Source organism: Marinobacter sp. UBA5687 (assembly GCF_002420325.1).
Lineage (GTDB): Bacteria > Pseudomonadota > Gammaproteobacteria > Pseudomonadales > Oleiphilaceae > Marinobacter > Marinobacter nauticus.
The window spans coordinates 1-4532 of sequence record NZ_DIHV01000158.1 but is presented as its reverse complement, the minus strand read 5'-3'; the positions used below and the strand labels follow the sequence as shown (position 1 = coordinate 4532).

The following is a 4532-nucleotide window of genomic DNA, read 5'->3' as shown; positions in this document are numbered from 1 at the left end:
TGATGCTGCGCGAAGGCCTGGATCACGGCCTGCTGCCGGCCATGGAAAACCTGGTCGAAAAGCTGGCCGAGCTGGCCCGGGAGCACGCTGAACAGCCCATGCTGTCCCGCACCCACGGTCAGACCGCCTCCCCGACCACGGTCGGCAAGGAACTGGCCAACGTGGTCTATCGCCTGCGCCGCCAGCTGATGCAGATCCGCGAAGTGGAAATCATGGGCAAGATCAACGGTGCGGTGGGTAACTACAACGCCCACCTGTCTGCCTACCCGGACGTGGACTGGGCTGCCAACGCCGAAGAATTCATTGAGAGCCTCGGCCTCGACTGGAACCCGTACACGACCCAGATCGAACCTCACGACTACATCGCCGAACTCTATGATGCCATTGCTCGCTTCAATACCATCCTGATCGACCTGGACCGGGACATCTGGGGCTACATCTCCCTGGGCTATTTCAAACAGAAAACGGTGGCCGGTGAAATCGGATCTTCTACCATGCCCCACAAGGTGAATCCGATCGACTTCGAGAATTCTGAAGGTAATCTCGGCATCGCCAATGCCCTCTTCGGCCATTTGTCAGCCAAGCTGCCGATTTCGCGCTGGCAGCGTGACCTGACCGACTCCACCGTTTTGCGCAACCTGGGCGTTGGCTTTGCCCACAGCCTGATTGCCTACGAAGCCACCCTCAAAGGTCTGGGCAAGCTGGAAATCAACCCGGCCCGTCTGAACGAAGACCTGAACAACGCCTGGGAAGTACTGGCGGAGCCGATTCAGACCGTGATGCGCCGTTACAACATCGAGAAACCCTACGAAAAGCTCAAGGACTTGACCCGCGGCAAGGCCATGACGCCCGAAGTCATAAAGAATTTCGTGGAAACCCTGGAGATCCCGGAACAGGCGAAGGCCGAGCTGCGCGCCCTGACCCCGGACAACTACATCGGTAACGCGATCGACCAGGCCAAAGACATCTAGGCAGGAGCAACACCATGGATATGCTTGGCGGGCTGACAGCCAATGAATTTCTGCGCGACTACTGGCAGAAAAAGCCACTGGTTATCCGCCAGGCGTTTCCCGGTTTTCAGTGCCCGGTCAGCCAGGATGAGCTGGCCGGACTGGCCTGCGAAGAAGCCGTTGAATCCCGCATCGTCATCGAGAACGATGCCGGAAAACCCTGGCAGCTTCACAATGGCCCGTTCACTCCGGATCGTTTCAGCGAGCTGCCGGAGCAGGACTGGACCTTGCTGGTCCAGGGCCTGGACCACTGGGTACCGGAAATTGCTGATCTGCTCGACAACTTCCGGTTCATCCCTAACTGGCGGCTGGACGACATTATGGCCAGCTACGCACCGACAGGCGGTAGCGTTGGGCCCCACTACGATATGTATGACGTGTTTCTGCTGCAGGCCCAGGGCCACCGCCGCTGGACCTTCGGCGGACACTGTGACCACAGATCGCCACGGGTAGAAGGTACACCCTTACGGATTCTGAGCAGTTGGGACGGCGAAGAAACTGTGACCCTGGCGCCGGGTGACATGCTTTACCTGCCACCAGGCGTTGGCCATCATGGGGTGGCGGAAGACGACTGCATTACCCTGTCTGTGGGTTTTCGGGCACCTACGGTCGACGACGTACTGACCAGCTTTACCGACTACCTGAGCCAGAAGGAAAAAGCGGCTGAACATCTGGATGACCCTGACCTTCAGGTTCAGGAGAACCCCGGGACTATCGGCGCCGACGTGGTTGAACGTCTCGACGCGGTAATTCGGGAGCAACTCGGTGATCGGCGTAATCTGGCCCTTTGGTTCGGGCAGTTCGCTACCGCCCCCAAAAGCATGGACATCGTCGTTCCAGCCGAGGAGCCGGCGGAGGCCGAAGATCTGGCCGAAGCCATTCGGGCCGGTGAACAACTGCGCTGGAATGAAGGCTCCCGTTTCGCCTACCATGAGCTGGACAACGAGACCGCTCTGTTTGTTGATGGCGAACAATTCCTGCTCAAGGGCGACGCCCGTCCGCTGGCTCCCCTGCTCTGCGCCCGCTCCCGTATTGACATGGCGACACTGGCAGAATTTGCCGGCGACGAAGCGTTGCTGGGGCTGTTGACCAACCTCTACAACCAGGGCTCGATCTATTTCGAGTAAGCCATGGATCTGAGATTTCGCAAATACAGCTGGCAACTGGCACCCGGGTCGGTTCGCGAGATTCGCCAGCGGGTGTTTATCGATGAGCAGAAGGTGCCGCCAGAGCTTGAGTGGGATGACACCGACGAGATTGCTGATCATTATCTTGCCGTCGATGCGTCCAACCAACCCGTGGCCACCGCCCGCCTGTTTTCCGCCCTGGAAGAAACCGGCTACATCGGCCGCATGGCCGTGTTACCGGAAGCCCGGGGCAAAGGTGTTGGAGAAGCCCTGCTCAGGCACCTGATCGCCGAGTCTGCCGGCCGATACCAGGAACTCCGGCTCTCAGCCCAGGAACATGCCACTGGTTTTTACCAACGATGCGGCTTCCACATCTGTTCGCTTACCCCCTATGAGGATGCCGGCATTCCGCACCTCGACATGCGCTGTCTGGCACCGGATCTCGCCCATCGGGCCGGTGCAGGACGCAGCAACCCGTTAATCCTGGGAGCCGATGAGGAATCCTGGCTGTTTGACCAGCCCTCATCCTTCATGAACCTGATGGATTCCCTGGTTGGCCAGGCTGGCCAGCGCCTATGGCTTTACGACCGGATTCTGGACCATGAATTCTACGACAGGCATCGCCTGCGGGAATTGGTCTCTGCCCTCGCCCGTCGCCATCGACTGAGCGAGGTCCGTTTGTTGATTCACGACGACAAGCCATTAGTGCAACGACGACACCAACTGGTAGAACTGATGCGCCGGCTCACCAGCCGCATTGAGCTCCGGCTGGTGAACGAGGACTACCCCATGGAGGATCAGCCCTTCCTGCTGGTCGACCGCCAGGGCGTGTTGTACCGACACAGCTTTGACAAGACCGAGGGCTTTGCCGATTTTTCCGCCAGCCGGCGGGTCCGGCTGATGGAAGAGGCGTTCCAGAAAATGTGGGACGCCGCGCGCCCCTCTCTGGAGTTACGCGAACTACCGCTCTGAGTGGGACACCTGAACCGCCTGAGGTGACTCGAAACTGGCCCCGAATGGCGCAAATTCCTCATCCACCTCTTCGGCCACTTCAACAATCAGTTTCCGTAGCCACTGATGGTCCGAGTTGTGCTGCAGCAGCGGACTCCAGGCCATCTTGAGTTCAAAGGGCGGAATCTCAAAAGGCGGCACCTTGACCACCAGATTTGGATTATCTTTTTGCAGCCAGGCTGCTCTGGAGGGCAGCGTGGCAATCAGATCGTGTTGTTCCGCCAGCAGCATCGCCACCTGGTAATGGCGCGTAAACACGGAAATCTGGCGCTTGCGCCCCATTCGGCCCAACGCCTCATCCACCCAGCCCAGACGTTGAACATCCTTCGGGTTTACCCCCACTCCGACGCCAAACCCGGTCTTGCTGACCCAGATATGGCTGGCGTCCAGATAGGTATCCAGTGTAAACGGCTCTTTCAGGATCGGGTTCCGGGCGTTCATCAGGCACGCAAAGTATTCCGTCCAGAGGGTTTTCTGGTGAAACGACTGGGGAATCTTGTCGAAACGGTTAATCGCCATGTCCAGACGACCCTGCTCCACATCCAGAAAACTGACGTCACTGGGCGTCAGAACATCCAGCGTGACATGCGGTGCTTCCTGCCGGATACGGCGCAACACCCTTGGCATCAGGCAGGATTCCGCGTAATCACTGGCCATGATCCGGAACACCCGCTGGCTTTCACCGGCCGCAAATGGTGTTTTTTCCTGCACCGCCTGCTCGATATCCGATAGAATCCCGCGAACCAGTGGCTGCAATTCCCTGGCCCGCTCTGTGGCCGTCATGCCTTCACTGGTTCGCACCAGCAGGGGATCGCCAAACAGGTCCCGCAGCCTCCGCAAACCGTTACTCATGGCCGGCTGAGTGATGCCAAGGTGATTGGCCGCCTTGGTTACATTGCGCTCCCGCAACAGCACATCCAGGTACACAAGCAGGTTCAGATCAACGCGGGAAATGTCCATAGGCAGCCAGACCTCACCGTCAGCAGCAGGGTGTATTATTCATTTCCGTAATATACAGGAATCTGGAAATTCACGTAATAAATGAACCTTCCGCCCTGATTACAACCAGAAAAGGACGGGATAGCATATTTCTGCTAGGCTTTCAGGGCGTTACCGAATAATATCAAAACCAATAAAACAAGCCCTCGGGCCAGACGTTCATTCAATCCGGAGCCTAACCCCACACCATGGATACCACTACCATTGTGCTGCTGCTCGCCGCGATCGTCACCGTTTCCCTGGTTATTATCGTTTTCAGCCAGATGCGGGAAAAAGCGAGGATCGAACGCGTTCGCAAAATGACGGCTCAGGAAGATGCCTACAACAAGGCCTACCGCCTGCTTACCGAGATTCCCGGCCAATACCTCACGCCAGACCTTAAACT

Annotated in this window: 4 protein-coding genes and 1 pseudogene; 4 read left to right on the top strand and 1 reads right to left on the bottom strand. The window is 58.1% G+C overall.

The window, feature by feature from the left end; translation table 11 throughout:
• From purB to B3Y70_RS16775, 3 genes are all read left to right on the top strand, one after another.
• A partial coding sequence (gene purB / locus B3Y70_RS16785) for an adenylosuccinate lyase (RefSeq protein WP_288590164.1) occupies positions 1-971 on the top strand: 971 nt, incomplete at its 5' end.
• 14 nt (positions 972-985) lie between these two features.
• The gene (locus B3Y70_RS16780; protein WP_014421217.1) at positions 986-2137 is read left to right on the top strand and encodes a cupin domain-containing protein; all 1152 of its coding nucleotides are present in this window, start codon (positions 986-988) and stop codon (positions 2135-2137) included.
• Positions 2138-2140: 3 nt separating this feature from the next.
• The gene (locus B3Y70_RS16775; protein ID WP_288590163.1) at positions 2141-3109 is read left to right on the top strand and encodes a GNAT family N-acetyltransferase; all 969 of its coding nucleotides are present in this window, start codon (positions 2141-2143) and stop codon (positions 3107-3109) included.
• Here the strand turns inward: B3Y70_RS16775 and B3Y70_RS16770 are convergent.
• Complete coding sequence (locus B3Y70_RS16770) at positions 3098-4108, bottom strand: LysR family transcriptional regulator (RefSeq protein ID WP_011785247.1); 1011 nt, start codon at positions 4106-4108, stop codon at positions 3098-3100. The two genes, B3Y70_RS16775 and B3Y70_RS16770, sit on opposite strands and share 12 nt — an antisense overlap.
• A 227-nt stretch (positions 4109-4335) precedes the next feature.
• Between B3Y70_RS16770 and B3Y70_RS16765 the strand changes: the two are divergent.
• Positions 4336-4532 (top strand): annotated as a pseudogene (locus tag B3Y70_RS16765) (hypothetical protein); the annotation flags it as partial.